16 protein-coding genes are annotated in these 17,522 nt (G+C 70.9%); 14 read left to right on the forward strand and 2 right to left on the reverse strand.

All coding sequences use genetic code 11. The features are described 5' to 3' along the window. Positions 1 to 155: 155 nt before the first annotated feature. The 12 genes from VGN45_RS03565 to VGN45_RS03620 all read left to right on the forward strand — a co-directional run bounded on the left by VGN45_RS03565 (position 156) and on the right by VGN45_RS03620 (position 13,395). A complete protein-coding gene (locus VGN45_RS03565) occupies positions 156 to 1,013 on the forward strand; it encodes a TonB-dependent receptor plug domain-containing protein (protein ID WP_327459411.1) in 858 nt (285 codons plus the stop codon). Continuing rightward, entirely contained in the window at positions 938 to 2,422 is a 1,485-nt protein-coding gene (locus tag VGN45_RS03570) for a TonB-dependent receptor domain-containing protein (RefSeq protein ID WP_327459528.1), read from the forward strand. Before VGN45_RS03565 ends, VGN45_RS03570 begins: the two co-directional genes overlap by 76 nt. Before the next feature lie 199 nt (positions 2,423 to 2,621). Beyond that, the gene (locus VGN45_RS03575) at positions 2,622 to 4,358 is read left to right on the forward strand and encodes an ATP-binding protein (protein ID WP_327459413.1); all 1,737 of its coding nucleotides are present in this window, start codon (positions 2,622 to 2,624) and stop codon (positions 4,356 to 4,358) included. Positions 4,359 to 4,419: 61 nt separating this feature from the next. Then, positions 4,420 to 4,914, forward strand: a complete 495-nt coding sequence (locus VGN45_RS03580) for a hypothetical protein (protein ID WP_327459415.1) — start codon at positions 4,420 to 4,422, stop codon at positions 4,912 to 4,914. Positions 4,915 to 4,989: 75 nt separating this feature from the next. Next, on the forward strand, positions 4,990 to 6,396 hold the full coding sequence (gene lpdA, locus VGN45_RS03585; RefSeq protein ID WP_327459417.1) for a dihydrolipoyl dehydrogenase: 1,407 nt from the start codon (positions 4,990 to 4,992) through the stop codon (positions 6,394 to 6,396). 57 nt (positions 6,397 to 6,453) lie between these two features. After that, positions 6,454 to 8,082: a serine hydrolase gene (locus VGN45_RS03590; RefSeq protein WP_327459419.1), complete on the forward strand. Its 1,629-nt coding sequence runs from the start codon at positions 6,454 to 6,456 to the stop codon at positions 8,080 to 8,082. A gap of 135 nt (positions 8,083 to 8,217) precedes the next feature. Then, positions 8,218 to 8,634, forward strand: coding sequence for a ribosome silencing factor (gene rsfS, locus VGN45_RS03595; RefSeq protein ID WP_327459422.1), 417 nt, complete (start codon positions 8,218 to 8,220; stop codon positions 8,632 to 8,634). Positions 8,635 to 8,638: 4 nt separating this feature from the next. Then, positions 8,639 to 9,103 (forward strand): 23S rRNA (pseudouridine(1915)-N(3))-methyltransferase RlmH, encoded by a 465-nt coding sequence (gene rlmH / locus VGN45_RS03600; protein ID WP_327459424.1) that lies wholly within the window; start codon positions 8,639 to 8,641, stop codon positions 9,101 to 9,103. Further along, the gene (locus VGN45_RS03605; protein ID WP_327459427.1) at positions 9,103 to 10,152 is read left to right on the forward strand and encodes a M23 family metallopeptidase; all 1,050 of its coding nucleotides are present in this window, start codon (positions 9,103 to 9,105) and stop codon (positions 10,150 to 10,152) included. Before rlmH ends, VGN45_RS03605 begins: the two co-directional genes overlap by 1 nt. 149 nt (positions 10,153 to 10,301) lie before the next feature. Next, on the forward strand, positions 10,302 to 11,657 hold the full coding sequence (locus VGN45_RS03610; RefSeq protein ID WP_327459429.1) for a S41 family peptidase: 1,356 nt from the start codon (positions 10,302 to 10,304) through the stop codon (positions 11,655 to 11,657). A gap of 78 nt (positions 11,658 to 11,735) precedes the next feature. Then, positions 11,736 to 12,917, forward strand: coding sequence for a divergent polysaccharide deacetylase family protein (locus VGN45_RS03615; protein ID WP_327459530.1), 1,182 nt, complete (start codon positions 11,736 to 11,738; stop codon positions 12,915 to 12,917). Position 12,918: 1 nt separating this feature from the next. Beyond that, on the forward strand, positions 12,919 to 13,395 hold the full coding sequence (locus tag VGN45_RS03620; protein WP_327459432.1) for an RNA pyrophosphohydrolase: 477 nt from the start codon (positions 12,919 to 12,921) through the stop codon (positions 13,393 to 13,395). 22 nt (positions 13,396 to 13,417) lie between these two features. On the opposite strand, the gene VGN45_RS03625 is transcribed toward VGN45_RS03620, so the two are convergent. Both VGN45_RS03625 and VGN45_RS03630 read right to left on the reverse strand, forming a co-directional pair. Beyond that, positions 13,418 to 14,224 (reverse strand): TerC family protein, encoded by an 807-nt coding sequence (locus VGN45_RS03625; RefSeq protein WP_327459434.1) that lies wholly within the window; start codon positions 14,222 to 14,224, stop codon positions 13,418 to 13,420. Between the two features lie 59 nt (positions 14,225 to 14,283). Continuing rightward, complete coding sequence (locus VGN45_RS03630; protein ID WP_327459436.1) at positions 14,284 to 15,141, reverse strand: endonuclease/exonuclease/phosphatase family protein; 858 nt, start codon at positions 15,139 to 15,141, stop codon at positions 14,284 to 14,286. 245 nt (positions 15,142 to 15,386) lie between these two features. Here VGN45_RS03630 and VGN45_RS03635 point away from each other — a divergent pair, with 245 nt between their 5' ends. Next, positions 15,387 to 15,941 carry a F0F1 ATP synthase subunit delta gene (locus VGN45_RS03635; RefSeq protein ID WP_327459438.1) on the forward strand — a complete coding sequence of 185 codons (555 nt, stop codon included), beginning with the start codon at positions 15,387 to 15,389 and terminating at the stop codon, positions 15,939 to 15,941. 48 nt (positions 15,942 to 15,989) lie between these two features. Next, positions 15,990 to 17,522: a F0F1 ATP synthase subunit alpha gene (gene atpA, locus VGN45_RS03640; protein WP_327459439.1), complete on the forward strand. Its 1,533-nt coding sequence runs from the start codon at positions 15,990 to 15,992 to the stop codon at positions 17,520 to 17,522.

A 17,522-nucleotide genomic window follows, 5' to 3' on the forward strand; every position in this document is an offset into this window, starting at 1 on the left:
GGGCATGAGCGCGGCTTGGCGGCAACGTCACAAAACGGAGATCGGCGCGCGACGAGGGCGTCATGCAACCTTCGCCATAACGTCGTGATGCCCACCTAACGACCGGCGGTCAGGTCCGAGGCGGAACGTCGCCCGGCCATCGGGGAAGCACATCCATGCGCATCAAGCTGTTCATGGGCGCCGCGCTCGCGCCGCTCGCCATCGCCACGGCCGTCCAGGCCCAGGAAGCCCAGGGCCCGGTCACCGCCGTCGAGGACGTCATCGTCACCGGTCGCCCCGTGCTCCGGAACCGGACGGACGACACCGCGCCGACGCTGTCCTACGATCGCGAGTATTTCCAGCGGTTCGAGCCCCTGACCGTCGGCGACGCCCTGAAGCGCGTGCCGTCCGTCACCTTCCTGTCCGACGTTCTGGAATCCGACGGCGCGCGCCTGCGCGGCCTGGATCCGGGCTACACCAAGATCCTGATCGACGGCGAGGAAGTGCCCGGCGCCGGCGTCGACCGCTCCTTCTTCGTGGACCGCATCCCCGCCGAACTGATCGAGCGGGTCGAGGTGGTGCGCTCGTCCTCGGCCAACCGGTCGGGCGACGCGGTCGCGGGCACGGTCAACATCGTTCTGCGCGACGCCCTGTCTCTGGACGGCGGCTATGTGCGTCTGGGCGCCATCATGTTCCCGGACAGCGAGTACGGCGAATGGGGCGGCACCTATGGGCGGTCTGGGGCGGACAGGCCCTGGGCGGCCGCCTGCTTCTGGGCGCCAACGTCCAGGACCGCCGCAACCCCAAGGACAAGTACTCGATCCGCTATGACGAACCGGGCGGCACGATCCAGAACACCGAGGTGCAGACCGACGTGCGCGACGGCACCGACTACGCCTTCAATGCGTCCTACGCCGCGGACGTGGCCGGCGGCGAGTTCGAACTGGCCGGCGTCTTCGTGCGCACCGACCGGTATCAGGACGAAGACTCGATCGAATACCGCGGCGGGATCGAGACCAACGCCAACCTGCTGACCATCAACGACAACGACCTGGACATCCGCACCGACAACCTGTCGCTCCGCACCGGCTATGAGCGCGACATGCTGGGCGGCGAGACCGAGTTCAAGCTGGCCTATGCGTCGATCAGCGACGAGCAGTACGAGTTCGAGGGCGAGTCCGAATATCTGCGCGACGCCATCATCTTCCCGGACGAGGACCGCTACACCCTCGACTCGACCACCGTCGACATCCAGGACGAGGAGTGGAAGGCCGCGATCGAGCACGAGATCGATCTGTCCGACGGCATGGAGCTGGAGTTCGGCCTGCAGGGCAACTGGAAGACCCGCGACGCCCTCGTCACCGAGACGCCGCGCATCCGTTTCAACGTGCCGAACGCTCCCGCCCCGCGCCCGGCCGTGCCGGCCTTCGGGCCCTCGACCCCCGTTCCCGGCGGCGACGTGACGATCGAGGAGAACCGCCTCGACCCTTACGTCATGCTGTCCGGCGAGAACGGCGCCCTGACCTGGGAAGCCGGTCTGCGCTATGAGACGACCGACCTGACCATCACCGACCGCACGGCCGCTCCGGCCGATCAGGTCAACGAGAGCGACGAGGCGGAACTGCTGCCGTCGGCCAGCTTCCGCTGGGCGCTGAACGAGAACGACCGCATCATCTTCTCGGCCGCCCGCACCGTGCGCCGCCCCAGCTTCAACCGCCTGTCCCCGGCGGTCTTGGAGGAAGAGTTCGGCGACAGCGACTTCGTCGGCAACCCGGACCTGAAGGCTGAAATCTCGACCGGCTTCGACCTGGGCTTCGAGCGTCGCCTGGGCCGTCGCGGCGTCGCCGGCATCAACGTCTTCTACCGCGACATCCAGGACCTGGTGGAAGAGACCAACACGGGCGTGACCGGATCGGGCGGCGCGGGCACATTCGTCTACACCGTCGACAACGTCGGCGACGGCAAGGTCTACGGCGTCGAGTTCGACCTCTCGACCCCGCTGGACTTCATCGGTCTGGAATCGACCGGCGTGTTCCTGAACTACTCCTGGCTGGACTCCGAAATCACCGATTTCATCGGCGAGCGTCGCTTCAACAGCCAGTCCGACTACGTCTACAGCGTCGGCTTCACCCAGGATCTGCCGACCTGGGGCGCGGCCTTCGGCGCCAGCTATCGCAAGCAGGGCGACGCCTTCAGCCGCGTGCTGGCCGAGGAAGTCACCACCTCCTACGGCGCCGATCTGGAAATCTTCGTCGAGAAGCAGTTCGGCTCCAACGTCGTGGTCCGTCTGACCGGTTCGAACCTGCTGGACTCCTCCAAGGACGAGACGTTCGACAAGTTCGAGAACGTCGCCGACCAGATCTCCCGCGACTACGACGAGTACGAGATCGAAACCGAGGAAGCCGGACCGGTGTACCAACTGGTGATGCGTCTCGCGTTCTGAGCCTGATCCGGGGCGACCCGAGAGCGTCGAGGGGGCCGGGCGGCGACGTCCGGCCCCTTCTTCGTGTCGAAACGAGACGGCGACGCTGGACCGCGCCGCGGCCCCGTTCTAGTCGCCTTGGGGGCGAGCGGTTCGCCTCTTGCAAGAAGCCCGAGGGGCGCCGCCGGGCGCCTCATTTCGGGATGGAGCGCGCGACGTCATGGTCATGGAAGGTCAGATCGACTGGACCCTGGTCTTCGCCGTGCTGGCGGTGGCCGGTCACGTCGTGGCGCTTCTGGCCTGGATCTGGGCCCTGACCCGAAAGACGCGGACGGAGGCGACCGGCGGGGCGCTGGACGCCGCCGTGCGCCGCGCCGAAACGGCCGAGACGCGCCTGCTCGAAATCCTGAACGCCATTCCCGTGGCCCTGGTCGAGACCGACAAACAGGGCAAGTTCGTCTTCGCCAACCGCGCCGCGCATCAGCTGCTGGGCCGGCGCGACGCCGAACTGCTGGGCCTGCGCTTCCACTCGGCCACCTGGGGCATCACCTATCCCGACGGTCGGCCCATTCCACCCGACCTGCTGCCCAGCGCGCGGGCCCTGCGCGGCCAGACGGTCAAGGGGTTCCAGCACCTGCTGGCCAACCCGGCCACCCGCCGCAAGATGCTGGTCTCGGTCACGGCCATGCCGATCGAGACGGGGACGGGCGAGATCATCGGCTCCACCGCCGCCATCGTCGAAACCGACGGCCTGACCCAGCCGGTCATGGAGCCGGAGGCGCCCGTCGCCGCCGAGGCGTCCGCGTCCGACGGCCTGGTCCGTCGCGTGTTCGACTCCGCCTCCAGCGCCCTGGTGGTCCTCGACCCGGATGGGCGGGTGCGCGAGGCCAATCCGGTGGCGCGGTCGCTGAGCGGACGCGAGGACCTGATCCTGGGCGGCGACTTCGCCGACCTGTTCCTGGGCGAAGACGAGCGCGTTGAGGCGCGGCAGACGCTGCGCGCCGCCCTGGCCGCCCCGGCCGGCGAGGCGGAGCCGCTGGACGTCCGTTCCGGCCGAACCGCCGGCACGCGCTGGCGCCTGCTGCCCCTGATGTCCGACGACGGCGCCGTGGAGGCCCTGCTGGCCGCGGGTGAACGCGCCGGACCTGACGCCGACGCGTCGGTCGAACCGGTCCCGTCCGAGCCCGTCGAGGATCTGCGCCCCGAACTGGACGCCCTGCGCGCCCGCGTCGAGACGGCCGAGGCCGACTCCGCCCGCGCGCGCGCCGAGGCCCAGGCCGAGCTGGAGGCCGCGCGCCGGCTGGAGGGCGTCGGACGCCTGACCGGCGGCGTCAGCCAGGATTTCCACGCCCTGCTGGGCGTCATGACCAGCGCGCTGGACATGATGGTCCGTCAGGCCGACGAGCCCGAGCGCGTGCGTCGCCTCGGCCGCGCCGCCCTGGCCGCCGGCCAGCGGGGCGAGGCCCTGACCCGCCGCCTTGCCGCCTTCGCCGAGGGCGACGACGCCATGCCGGTGCAGATGATCGATCTCGGCGCGGTGGTTCGCGGACTGGAGGGCAAGCTGCGTCTGGTCGCGGGTCCGACCGTGGACCTGATGGTCGAGGCGCCGGCCGATCCCCTGGTCGCGCGCGTCGATCCGGTCGCGCTGGAAGGCGCGCTGGCCGCCCTGGTCACCAACGCCGCCCAGGCCACGGGCGGCGCGGGATCCGTCGCCGTGCGCCTGTCGCGCGAGGACGACGCGACCGTGCGCCTGACCGTCCGCGACGACGGGCCGGGCATGGAGGCCGACGTCGCCCGCCGCGCGGTCGAACCCTTCTTCACCACGCGCGAGGGCGCGGCCGGTCTGGGCCTGTCCCAGGCGCACGCCTTCGCCCGCCAGTCGGGCGGCGCCTTGGCCGTCGAAACCGCGCCGGGCGCCGGAACCGCCGTGACGCTGGACCTGCCCGTCGCCGGCTGACGGACTTTGCGGGCGCGGCGCTTTTGAGGTTTGATCGTCCCGAAACGGGAAAGGCGACGCCATGAGGCTTCTTCGGGTGGTTCTGCTGCTGGCCGTGCTGGCCTATGCGGGCTGGCTGGCCTGGCCCTTCGTCTCGCCGCTGCTGGAGGGCGCCGATCCTGGCGCGGCCCTGACCCGCGTGGGGGCCGAGATGGGTTCCGGCGGGTTGATGACCGGCGCCCTGTGGCTGGGCGCGGTGGCTCTGTACCTGATCGCGGCGGCGATGCTGGGTTCGGGCAACCCGCGCGCAGCGGTGGCCTATTTCCTGGGATTCCTCGCCGACGCCGCCCTGCGTCTGGCGATCGAGCGCGGGCGGGGCGGCGCGGCGTCGAGCCGATCCGCCGATTCCTTCGCCAAGGATGCCGGGCCGATGTCCGTGCCGATCGACGCAGGCGCTTCCGCGGGCATCGATCCGCTATGGCTGCTGCTGGGCGGGCTGGTCGTGCTGGGCGTGCTGATCGTCGTCGCCACGCGGCGGCGTCGACGGGCGCGCACGCCGGGGCAACTGGCCATCTGAGGCCGTCGCGCGGTTGATTCCGCGCTGCCGATGGTTAGGTTCCGCGCGCGCGCTCTCCCGCCGTTCGAGGATACCATGGCCGACGCCCAAACCGCCGACTACGACGTCATCATCATCGGCGGCGGGCCGGGCGGCTACAACGCCGCGATCCGCGCGGGCCAGCTGGGCCTGAAGGTCGCCTGCGTCGAGATGCGGCCCACCCTGGGCGGCACCTGCCTGAACGTCGGCTGCATGCCGTCCAAGGCCCTGCTGCACGCGTCGGAGCTGTTCGAGGCGGCGTCGAAGGACTTCGCCGGCCTGGGCATCGACGTCTCGCCCAAGCTGAACCTCGGCCAGATGATGAGCCAGAAGCAGGACAGCGTCACCGCCCTGACCAAGGGCATCGAGTTCCTGTTCAAGAAGAACAAGGTCGACTGGCTGAAGGGCCGAGGCCGCCTGGACGGCCCGGGCAAGGTCGTCGTCGAAGGCGCTGACGGCGCCGCCACCTACCGCACGAAGCACGTGGTGATCGCCACGGGGTCGGAGCCCACGCCGCTGCCGGGCGTCGCCTTCGCCGACGGCAAGGTGGTCGATTCCACCGGCGCCCTGGCGCTGCCGACGGTGCCGCAGAAGCTGATCGTGGTCGGCGCGGGCATCATCGGGCTGGAGCTGGGCTCGGTCTGGCGCCGCCTCGGCGCTGAGGTCACGGTGGTGGAGTTCCTGGACCGCATCACCCCCGGCATGGACGCCGACATGGCGACCGCCTTCCAGCGCGCCCTGACCAAGCAGGGCATGAAGTTCAAGCTGGGGACAAAGGTCACGGGCGCGACCGTGAGCGCGGGCGGCGTCGATCTGACGGTCGAGCCCGCGAAGGGCGGCGAAGCCGAGACCCTGACCGGCGACGTCGTTCTGGTGGCCATCGGGCGCCGTCCGTACACGGAGGGTCTGGGCCTGGAGACCGTGGGCGCAAAGCCGGACGCGCGCGGCTTCGTGGCCAACGACCACTTCAAGGTGGCGGACGGCGTCTGGGTGATCGGCGACGTGACCCACGGTCCGATGCTGGCCCACAAGGCGGAGGAGGACGGCGTGGCGGTGATCGAGCTGATCGCCGGCAAGGCCGGCCACGTCGACTACGACCTGGTGCCCAGCGTGGTCTACACCTTCCCGGAGGCCGCCTGGGTCGGCAAGACCGAGGACCAGCTGAAGGCCGAGGGCGTGGCCTACAAGTCCGGCAAGTTCCCCTTCACCGCCAACAGCCGCGCCAAGATCAACCACGAGACCGAAGGCTTCGCGAAGGTGCTGGCCGACGCCGCCACCGACCGCGTGCTGGGCGTCCACATCCTCGGCCCTCAGGCCGGGGAGCTGATCGGCGAGGCCTGCGTGCTGATGGCCTTCGGCGGCGCGTCCGAGGACCTGGCCCGCACCTGCCACCCCCACCCGACCCGCTCCGAGGCCGTGCGTCAGGCGGCCATGGGCGTCGAGGGCTGGACCATGCAGGCCTGATGGACGGCCGGGCGGGCGCAAGCTAGCGTCCGCCCGCAGTCTTCGGGAGCCGCATCCATGTCCGTTCGCCTCACCCGGCGTTCCGCCCTGTTCGCCTCGGCCGGCGCGGCCGCCGCCCTGCCCAAGGTCGCCTGGGCGCAGGACGCCGCCAACGACGACGCGGCTCTGGCCGACGCCGTCGACGCCTATGTGCGCCAGTGTCTGGAGGCGTGGCCCGAAAACCCCGGCCTGTCGGTCGCGGTGGTCAAGGACGGCCGGCCGGTCCTGACGCGCGGATACGGCAGGAAGGCCATGGATCGCCCGGCGCCGGTCGACGAACGGACCCTGTTCGCCGTGGCTTCGAACACCAAGGCCGTCACCTGCGCCGCCCTGGCCATTCTGGTCGACGAGGGCAAGGTGAAGTGGGACGAGCCGGTGCGGACCCACCTGCCCGGGTTCGCACTGTCGAAGCCGGAGCTGAACGACCTGATCACCGTGCGCGATCTGGTCAGCCACCGGATCGGCTTCGGCCTGGGCGCCGGAGACCTGCTGTTCTGGCCGAACTCGGACCGGACGCGCGCCGAGATCATGGCCGTGGTCGACAAGGTGCCGATCGAGGACCAGTTCCGCGCCCGCTACCACTACTGCAACCTGATGTTCATCGTGGCCGGAGAGGTGGTGGCCGCCGCCTCGGGCATGCCGTGGGAGACCTTCGTCCAGACGCGCATCCTGGATCGTCTGGGCATGGCCGACACCCTGCCGGTGATGGTCAACGCGGACCCGGCCAAGTGCGCCCTGCCGCACGGCCGCGTCGGGCCGCCGCTGCGCTATCAGGGCCCCATGACCCGCATCGGCGACAGCGTGCAGGAGGTCTGGAACTGGACCTCGGCCGGGGCCGCCGGGGGCTTCATGACCAACGCGGTCGATTGGGCCAGATGGATGGCGGTCCAGCTGGCGAACGGCGCCCTGCCCGACGGCACGCGCCTGTTCAGCGAGGCGCAGGGCCGCGAGATGTGGCGGCCCAACATCATCGTCGGCTCCTCGGCCGGCCCGACGCCCGATCTGCCCGGGCGCGCCATCGCCGCCACCTATGCGGCCGGCTGGCAGGTCATGGACTATCGCGGCGAGCGGATGATCACCCACGGCGGCGGGTCGCCGGGCGGCATCTCCGGCACCGTCCTGCTGCCCGGGCGCAACGTCGGCTTCAGCTATTTCAGCAATGCCGAAGAGAGCCTGCTGCTGCGCGCCCTGCGCTCGGGCATCGCCGACGTGGTCATGGGCCCGACCCGCAACGGCCCCGCGTTCGACTGGATCGCGGACTCCAAACGGCTGGAGACCGAAGGGAACGCCCGCTCGATCGCCGCGGCGGCCGAGATCGACGCCAAGCAGGCGGCCGGCGCCCCGCCGTCGCTGCCCGGCTCGGCCTATGCCGGAAACTGGCGCGATCCCTGGTACGGCGACGTGACGATCCAGGCGCGCGACACGCAGCTGTGGCTGGCCTTCACGCGGTCGCCGGCGCTGAAGGGGCCGCTGGAACCCTATGACGGCGACACCTTCCGCACCCGGTTCCCCGACACGCGGGAAGAGGACGTCTTCGTCACCTTCGAGCTTGAGGAAAGCCGCCCCGTGCGCGCCACGATGAAGGCGGTCAGCCCGGACGCCGACTTCAGCTACGACTTCCACGACCTGCGTCTGACGCGGGTCTGAGGGAGAAACAGACGGCCCAGACGGCGGGCGGGTGACGCTGGGCGGCCCATGTGCTAGGGTCGCCCTTCACGTTCACCCGATCGGAGTCCCCAGCTGTCCCCGTCTTCCGCGCCCCGCGCGCCCGCCGTGTCGAACATGGCGCACGAGTCCGAGCCTCTTCCGCCGCTGCGTCCCGAGGACGGGACCGACGCCCCCCTGCCGGTCGGGGCGACGTCGCTGGAACAGGCGCTGCTGACCAAACTCGACGAGGACAAGGCCCAGGAGATCGTGCTGATCGACCTGAAGGGCAAATCGTCCATGTCCGACGCCATGATCGTGGCGTCCGGCCGGTCGCACCGCCACGTCGGCGCCCTGGCCGATCACCTCCTGCGGGTGCTCAAAGATCACGGCCTGGGCAAGGCGCGGGTCGAGGGCCTGCCGCACTGCGACTGGGTGCTGATCGACGCCGGCGACGTGATCGTCCACCTGTTCCGTCCGGAAGTGCGCGCCTTCTACAACATCGAGAAGATCTGGGCCGTCGACAGCGGCCACCGCGCCGAAACCCGCGCCTGACGGCGTGAGGCTGGCGGTCGTCGCCATCGGCAGGGCCGGGCGTGGGCCCGAGGCGACGCTGGCCGCCGACTATGCCGAGCGCGCCGGACTTGCAGGCCGGGCGCTGGGCCTCGGCCCGCTGGACCTCGTCGATCTGGACCCCCGCAAGCCCGGCAAGGCGCCGGAGGCGGAGCTGATCCTGAAGGCGGCCGAGGGCGCCCACCTGATCGCCTGCGACGAGCGCGGAAAGACCTTTTCCAGCCGGGCCTTCGCCGAGCATCTGGTCGCCCTGCGCGACCGGGGCGAAAGGCGCGTGGTCTTCGCCATCGGCGGCGCCGACGGGCTTGACGAGAGCGTGCGCGCCGCCGCCGCCTCCACACTCGCCTTCGGCCCCCAGACCTGGCCGCACGCCCTGGCCCGCGCCATGCTGGCCGAACAGATCTATCGCGCCGTGACCATTCTGGCCGGATCGCCCTATCATCGCGATTGATGCGGCGGTTCCTGATCCCGGCCCTGTGCCTGACGCTGGCGGCGGTTCCTGCGGCCGGTCAGCCCGCGCCGCCCGAACGCGAGGCCGCGCGGCTTCAGGCCCAGTACCGCGACGCCGTGGTGCGGCTGCGTCGGCTGGAGGTGGAGGCCCGCGCGGCGGAGCGCGCCGCCGCCTCGACCCCCTTGATCGACGCGACCCCGTCCGCCGATCGGGCCCGACTGGACGCCGTGGCGGCGCGTGAGGCGCCGGTGCTGTCGGCTTTGGCGGGTCTGCGCGCGCGACAGGGGCGGCTGCTGGCGGCCCTGCAGCGCCTGATGCGACGCCCGCCGCCGCCGCTGATCGTGCCCGCCGCCCGGGCCGTCGACGCGCGACGCGCGGCCCTGCTGATGCGCGAGGCGGCGGTGGCGATCGAGGATCAGGCCCGGCCGCTGCAGGCGCGCCGGACCGCCCTGGCGCGCGAGCGCCGGACCGTGCTGCTGTCCCAGGCCGGAGCGCTGGCCGCCGACAGCGCGGCGGGCGAGCGGGCGGCCCTGGCCTCCGACCGGCGCGGCGACCGGCGTGCCCGCGCCGTCGTCCTGGCCGCCGAGGCGCGCGCCGCGCGGCAGGAGGTCGCCGCGCTGGAGGCCCGCCTGCGTCGCCTGGGGGCCGCCGTGCCCGTGGTCCCGCCCGACGCCGCCGCCCGCGTCTCGGCCCTGCCCGGCGGCCGGTCGCGCCTGACGCCGCCGACGTCCGGACCGCCCGCCGCCCGTTTCGGACGCGACGTGCCCGGCTGGCGCTGGGTCGGGACCGGCGGGCCCGCCGTCGCCCCGGCCCTCGCCCGCGTGGCCTGGGCCGGACCGCACGAGGCCTGGGGCCGCTTGGTGATCCTGGACCTCGGCGACGGCTGGCAGGCGGTGATCCTCGGTCTGGCCGACCTGTCCGTCTCGACCGGCGACCGGGTGGAGGCGGGCCAGGCGCTGGGCGCGACGCGCGCCGGCGAGCCCCTGCAGTTCGAACTTCGGCGGCAGGAGGCGCCGGTCGATCCGGGACGCTTCTTGGACGGCGGGTGACCTTTCGCGCGAAATCTCTGGCCCGCGCCGGATGACGCTGATTTTATGAATGCGACGCCGACGCGCCTTGTTTCCGCCGCGCCGGCCCCGATCATTCAAGTTTCCTCCCCCCGCGCGCCCGCGCGCCTTAGACGAAGATGCGAGACCCGATGCGCAAATCCCTCATCGCCGGCTGCGCCGCCTTGGCGATCGGCGCCGTCGCCGTGACCGCCGTGGCCCAGACGCCGCGCAACGAGACCTTCCGGATGCTGGAGCTGTTCGGCGACGTTCTGGCCGTGGTCGAGCAGGCCTACGTCGTGCCGGTCGACAACAAGAAGCTGATCGAGGCGGCGCTGGGCGGCATGATGACCGCGCTGGACCCGCACTCCAGCTATCTGGCCCCCGCCGGCTTCGACGACCTGCGCGAGCGGACGGAGGGACAGTACTCCGGCGTCGGCCTGACCATCAGCTCCGAGGCGGGGCTGGTGAAGGTCATCTCGCCCATGGACGGCGGCCCCGCCGCGCGCGCGGGCGTCCAGGCCGGCGACGTCATCTCCACCATCGACGGCGTCAGCGCCGCGGGCCTCAGCGTGTCGGACGTGTCGGAAAAGCTGCGCGGCGCGCCGGGCACCAGCGTGAACGTCACCTTCCTGCGCGACGGCTCGGACCCTCTTGAGGTCACCCTGACGCGCGAGATCATCAAGATCGAGTCGGTGACCGGCCGCATGGAGGGCGGCTTCGCCGTCATCCGCATCTCGACCTTCGACGACAACACGGTGCGCGACCTGAACCGCGTGATCGGCGAGCTGAAGACGACCAACCCCGGCATCGAGGGTTACGTCGTCGACCTGCGCAACAACGGCGGCGGTCTGCTGTCGGCGGCGGTGGGCGTGTCCGACGCCTTCCTGGAGCGCGGCGAGATCGTCAGCCAGCGCGGCCGCCGTCCCGACCAGATCGACCGCTGGTCGGCCCGGCCGGGCGACCTGACCGACGGCAAGCCGGTCGTCGTGCTGGTCAACTACGGCTCGGCCTCGGCGTCGGAGATCGTCGCCGGCGCGCTGAAGGACCATGAGCGGGCGACGATCGTCGGCCTGACCAGCTTCGGCAAGGGGTCGGTGCAGACGGTGATCCCGCTGCGCGGCGGCCAGGACGGAGCCCTGTCGATCACCACGGCGCGCTACTACACGCCTTCCGGCCGCTCCATCCAGAAGATCGGCATCGAGCCGGATCTGGAGGTGTCGCGCTCGGCCGCCGAGGCACGGATCGTGTCGCGGTCGTCGTTCGTCTATTCCGAGGCGGCCTACGCCAACTCGCTGGACGCCTCGATCGGCGCGGAACGTCGCGGCCCCCACGTGCCGCAGGAAGCGCCGGGCGAGGAATGGCCCGAGGACAAGGACTATCAGCTGGAGCGCGCCTTCGACGTTCTGCGCGCCGGCGGGAACCTCGCCGCCCTGGCGCCCGCGCCCGCCGGCATCGTGGTGACCCCGCCGAACCAGCAGAACGCGGCGTTGGCGACGGAGGAATAGAGAGCGCATCGGGCCGTTCATGGCTAACGCCGCGTTAGGCTTTCTTAACCGGCCCGGCGGCATTCTCGCGCCGTGACCATGTTCGCCAAACGCCAGTCCGCGCTCGCCGCCTCGGCCGGGCGTCCGCCCGAACGCCGCAGTGTCAAGCCGGCGCTGGGAACCGTGCTCGCCTTCCTGAAGCGGCCGCCGGTGGCCGTGGCGGCCTCGGCCGTGCTGCTGTTCGGAGCCGTGGCCCTGTTCGTCTCAGTGCTGGGCGACCCGTCGGCGGGCGCCCCGTCGGCCCGGATCGGTCTGAAGCGCGAGGCGCGCGTCGAGACCGCGCCCACCGGCATGGAGGCCTTCACCGCCGGCATCGGCGGCGCCTATCAGGACCTGGCCGCCGGGCCCGACGCCCTGGTCGGCGAGGCGACGATCACCCTGCCGGACGGCGCGACCGTCTCCGGCGCCGGCGCCGCGATCACCGCGCCGCGCCTGATCCCAGCCTCACCGCTGGTTCAGGCCCCGCTGGCCGGACTGACCGAGCCGGGCCCCAACGGCGCCCTGCCCGTCATCGGCTCGGACGGCCGCGTGCCGGCCCAGGCCTATGCCCGGCCTTTCCGCGGCGACGGACGGCCGCGCGTGGCGCTGATCGTCGGCGGTCTGGGCCTGAACGCCGTGACCACCCGCGCCGCCATCGAGCGCCTGCCGCCGGAGATCACCCTCAGCTTCGTGCCCTATGCCGAGGGCCTGCAGGGCTGGATCGACCTGGCCCGCGCCCATGGCCATGAGGTGATGATCGAAATCCCGATGGAGCCGACCGGCTATCCCGACAACGACCCCGGCCCCTACACCCTGCTGGCGTCCGGCGGAGCGGCGGACGTGGAGGCCAAGCTGCCGTGGCTGCTCAGCCGCGTGACCGGCTATTTCGGCGTCATGAACTATCTCGGCGACCGCTTCGTCACCTCCGACGCCGGCTTCTCGGCCTTCATGAGCGAGCTGCGGCGACGCGGCGTGGCCTTCGTCGACGACGGCGTGGCGCGGCGCCGGCCCGGCGCCTGGGCCCGCGCCACGGCGGACCACGTGGTCGACGAGGTGCAGACCCCGGCCGCCATCCTGGGGCGGCTGAACGCGGTCGAGGCGCTGGCCAAACAGCGCGGCGGGGCCCTGGGCGCCGGCTTCGGCTACCCCGTCACGGTCGAGGCCGCGGCGCGCTGGGCCGCCGGGTTGGACGCACGCGGCCTGCAGCTTGCGCCGGCCAGCGCCATGACCCGCGCCGGCTGAGGTGGAACGGGATCTTTCCCTCTATCGCCCCAACGTCGGCGTGGTCCTGTTCAACGGCGACGGGCGCGTGTGGCTGGGCCACCGGATTCACACGCCCGGCCCCTGGCGCTGGCAGTTCCCCCAGGGCGGCGTCGACGACGGCGAGGATCTGGAGACCGCCGCCCGCCGAGAGCTGTTCGAGGAGACCGGCGTCCGCTCGGCCGCGTATCTGGACCGGACGCCCGGCTGGATCGCCTACGACTTTCCGCCCGATCTGGGCGGGCCGCGCGCCAAATGGGGCCACAAGGGCCAGAAGCAGGTCTGGTTCGCCTATCGTTTCACCGGCACGGACGCCGAGATCGATCTGGAGTCGCACGGCGAGCCGGAGTTCGACGCCTGGCGCTGGGCCCGCCTGGACGAAACGCCCGCCCTGATCGTGCCGTTCAAGCGCGCGGTCTATGAGCAGGTGCTGACGGCCTTCGCGCAGTTCGCCGGCTGACGACCCGCGCCCGGCCGGGGCGTCAGTGCGCCCCGCCGCCCGTCGCCGTCTTCCGCTCCTTGGACTTGCGGCTCCACATGTTCAGCCCCTCGACCAGGGCCGAGAAGCCCATGGCGGCGTAGATGTAGCCCTTGGGCACGTGCACGCCGAAGCCGTCGGCGATCAGAACCATGCCGATCATCAGGAGGAAGCCCAGGGCCAGCATGACCACGGTCGGGTTGTTGTTGATGAAGTTGGCCAGCGGGTCGGCCGCCAACAGCATCACGGCCACGGCCACGAGAACCGCCACCACCATGATCGGCAGGTGATCGGTCATGCCCACCGCGGTCAGGATCGAATCGATCGAGAAGACCAGATCCAGCAGGATGATCTGGAAGATGGCCGAGCCGGCGTTGTTGATGGCCACCGACTTCTTGTCCAGCACGTCGTGGTCGGACGGGACGGGGTCGACCGAATGGTGGATCTCCTTGGTCGCCTTCCACACCAGGAACAGGCCCCCGGCGATCAGGATCAGGTCCTTCCAGCTGAACTGGGTCTCGAAGGCGGGTTCGCCGTGCTCTCCGATCGGGCCGACGATGCCGAGGTCCACGACCGTGGCGGTCAGGCCCACCAGCCAGGCGATGATGGACAGCAGGGCCAGACGCATGACCAGCGCCAGGCCGATGCCGATGCGCCGCACGCGCTGGCGCTGGTTTTCGGGCAGCTTGTTCGACAGGATCGAGATGAAGATCAGATTGTCGATGCCCAGCACCACCTCCATCACCACCAGGGTCACGAGGGCGGCCCAGGCGGCCGGGTCGGAAAGAAGCGGCGTGATGCTGTCGAGCATGGTCGTGGCGGGATCCTTGGAGACGGGAGGCTAAGCGCTAAGCGGCGCCGCGGCCCGGATCAAGGACCGTGTTCGCCCGCCGCCGTCGCCCACACGTCCGCGGCCACCGGAAAATGGTCGGAAATGGCTTTCCCGCCGATCGTGTCGGTCAACACGCCGACCCTCAGAACCGACAAGCCTGGACCGACGAAGATGTGGTCGATGGCCGGGGCGCCCTGTCCTCTGGTCGCGTCGAAGGCATTGTAGGTGCCGGTGGGACCGAACGCCGCAGGGCTGACCACGCGGGCGTCGCTCAGGCCCGAGGCGATCAGGGCGCGGTAGGGGTCGGTCTCCGGTCCGGTGTTGAAGTCGCCCATGACGATCAGCCTGGCGCCCGGTGCGGGCTCCAGGCTCGCGATCTGCTCTGCGCAGCGCAGGCGGGCCTCCTGGCCGACGTGGTCGAAATGGGTGTTGCGCACGTCCCAGACCTCGCCGTCCAGTCGGTCGCGTAACACCACGCGGGTGATGGTGCGGGGCAGGGCGGCGTCCCAGCCCTTCGACGGCCGGTCCGGCGTGGGCGAACACCAGAAGGTCTCGCGGCTCAACGCCTCGAACCGGTCGCGGCGCCAGAACAGCGTGGTGGTCTCGCCCGCATCCGCCCCGTCGTCCCGCCCGACCCCGTAATGATCGTGCCCGGGCAGGCCCTCGGCCATATGCACGACCTGGTGCGGCAGAGCCTCCTGCACCCCGATCAGGTCGGCGTCGAGGAAGACGAGCTGTGCGACCAGATGAGGCCTCCGGACGGTCCAGCCCGGGTCGTCGGCCGCGGCGTCGTAACGCACGTTGTAGGTGACCGCCCGCACAGGATCGGGCGCCTGGGCGAGGGCGGGGCCGGTCAGGCACAGGACCAGAACGGTCAGCAGGGCAGGCATACGCATCGGCGGCGCTCGCGGGGGGTGAGGGGCGGGCGTCCAGCATAGGCCGATCCGTGACGTCCGCGCGACGCCGGCCGCATCGGTTGCGGTCGAGGGGCGAGGGTGCTATCAGGCGCCCGGCTTGCAAGGGCGGGACCGCGAGGCCGCGCCCACGGCGTGCTTTTACCCGAGCATTTTCAAGCCTTTCGGCCGGAGCGGGACACCTCGCTCCCGGTCTTGATGCAAACGCACTGGCGGAACGGATTCAGGTGGCCGACGAATTCAGAACGACCGAAGTCGGCGACCGCTACGCCCAGGCGCTGTTCGACCTGGCCGACGAGACGGGCGCGCTGGACGCCGTGCGCGCGGACCTGAAGTCGCTGCGCGCAGCCCACCGCGAGAGCGCCGACCTGCGCCGCCTGCTGACCTCGCCCGTTCTGAAGTCCGAAGACGTGTCGCGGGGCCTGCTGGCCGTCGCCGACAAGGCGAAGTTCAACGTCACGACCCGCAACTTCCTGGGCCTGCTGGCCCAGAACGGCCGCGCCCGCGACCTGATGGGCGTGATCGTCGGCTTCGAGCGTCTGTACGCCAAGAAGACCGGCGTGGTGGCGGCCGAGGTCGTCTCGGCCCAGCCGCTGTCGACCGCGCAACTGACCCACGTCCGCTCGGCCCTGCTGAAGGCGCTGGGCAAGGCTCCCGAACTCACCGCCCGCGTCGATCCGTCGATCCTGGGCGGCCTGAAGGTCAAGGTCGGCTCGAAGCTGTTCGACGCCTCGCTGAAGACCAAGCTCGATCAAATGAAGTTCGCGCTCAAGCGCGCCTAACCACTCGGCGCCCCGGCGCTCGCGAAGACGAAGACGAAAGAGACCACGATGGACATCCGCGCCGCTGAAATCTCGGCCATCCTCAAGCAGCAGATCGCCGGCTTCGGCGTCGAGGCGGACGTCTCCGACGTCGGCCAGGTGCTGTCGGTCGGCGACGGCATCGCCCGCATCCACGGTCTGGACAACGTCCAGGCCGGCGAGATGGTGGAGTTCCCCAAGGCCGGCGTGAAGGGCATGGCGCTGAACCTGGAGCGCGACAACGTCGGCGCGGTGATCTTCGGCGCCGACGCCCAGATCGCCGAGGGCGACGAAGTCCGCCGCCTGGGCGAGATCGTGGACGTGCCGGTCGGCAAGGGCCTCTTGGGCCGCGTCGTCAACCCGCTGGGCGAGCCGATCGACGGCAAGGGCCCGATCACCTTCACCGAGCGTCGTCGCGTGGACGTCAAGGCCCCCGGCATCATCCCGCGCAAGTCGGTGCACGAGCCGATGCAGACGGGCCTGAAGGCCATCGACACCCTGATCCCGATCGGCCGCGGCCAGCGCGAGCTGATCATCGGCGACCGTCAGGTCGGCAAGACCGCCGTCGCCATCGACACCATCCTGAACCAGAAGTCGGTCAACGCCACCGACGACGAGTCGGCCAAGCTGTACTGCATCTACGTGGCCATCGGTCAGAAGCGCTCGACCGTCGCCCAGATCGTCAAGACGCTCGAGGAGTCGGGCGCGCTGGAATACACCATCGTGGTCGCCGCCACCGCGTCGGAGCCGGCCCCGCTGCAGTTCCTGGCCCCGTTCGCCGGCACCGCCATGGGCGAGTTCTTCCGCGACAACGGCATGCACGGCCTGATCGTCTATGACGACCTGTCCAAGCAGGCCGTGGCCTATCGCCAGATGTCCCTGCTGCTGCGCCGTCCGCCGGGCCGCGAAGCCTATCCGGGCGACGTCTTCTATCTGCACTCGCGCCTGCTGGAGCGCTCGGCCAAGCTGAACGCCGACTACGGCTCGGGCTCGCTGACCGCCCTGCCGCTGATCGAGACCCAGGCCAACGACGTGTCGGCCTACATCCCGACCAACGTGATCTCGATCACCGACGGCCAGATCTTCCTGGAATCCGACCTGTTCTACCAGGGCATCCGCCCGGCCGTGAACGTCGGCATCTCGGTGTCGCGCGTGGGCTCCTCAGCCCAGACGAAGGCGATGAAAAAGGTCGCCGGCACCATCAAGGGCGAGCTGGCCCAGTACCGGGAAATGGCGGCCTTCGCCAAGTTCGGCTCGGACCTGGACGCCTCGACCCAGAAGCTGCTGGCCCGCGGCGCGCGTCTGACCGAGCTGCTGAAGCAGCCGCAGTACAGCCCGCTGACGATGGAAGAGCAGGTCGTGTCGATCTATGCCGGCACGCGCGGCTGGCTGGACGGCATCGCGGTCGGCGACATCGGCCGCTTCGAGCGCGAACTGCTGGCCCGCATCAAGTCCTCCAACCCCGGCCTGCTGGAAGGCATCCGGACCAAGAAGGATCTGACGTCCGAGCTGGAAACCGAACTGAAGGACGTGCTGGCGGCCTTCACCAAGACCTTCGCCTGA

Source organism: Brevundimonas sp., from assembly GCF_035999125.1.
Lineage (GTDB): Bacteria > Pseudomonadota > Alphaproteobacteria > Caulobacterales > Caulobacteraceae > Brevundimonas.